1 protein-coding gene is annotated in these 621 nt (G+C 48.3%); it reads left to right on the forward strand.

The window, feature by feature from the left end; all coding sequences use genetic code 11:
• Positions 1 to 621 (forward strand): aldehyde dehydrogenase family protein (locus R7R78_RS27460; RefSeq protein WP_225474775.1); only part of this gene is annotated, 621 nt, incomplete at both ends.

Genomic DNA, 621 nt, shown 5'->3' on the forward strand with positions numbered 1-621 from the left:
CGGCGTCAACATCGATATCGAAAGCGAAGCAAAACCATTTGAAGCGCAAGTTGAAAGCTTCCTAAACAATAAGTGGATTGCGGGCCCTGTGATCAACGGTGAGCGTTTTGCCGAAAGCATGATCAAGGAAAACCTCGCTGAGATCATTACCGCGCCTTACGATCGTCGTGTTGAAGTGGGTCAAGTCGCTTTTGCAACTCTTGATCATGTTTCCGCTGCGATTGAAGCGGCGCAAGCGGCATTCCCAGAATGGAAAGGCACTGCGATTGAGCAAAAAGCGAAGTGTTTAGAAACACTTGCTGACCTGATGGAAGCAAACTTGGCGGAGTTGGTGGCGATTTGTCATCAAGAAGCGGGTAAAACCATTCACGACAGCATTGATGAAGTTCGTGAAGCGGTTGATTTCTGTCGTTACTACGCAAAACAAGCACAAAACCTACAACCATTTGAACTGGAAGGTTTCGATGGTGTGAAACGCATTTCAAGCCGTGAAGGCCTCGGTGTGTTCGTTTGTATTAGCCCTTGGAACTTCCCTCTGGCGATTTTCCTTGGTCAAGTAACCGCGGCGCTTGTTGCGGGTAACACTGTGGTTGCTAAACCGGCTGAACAAACCAGCTTGAT

This window comes from Vibrio sp. 2134-1 (assembly GCF_033339495.1).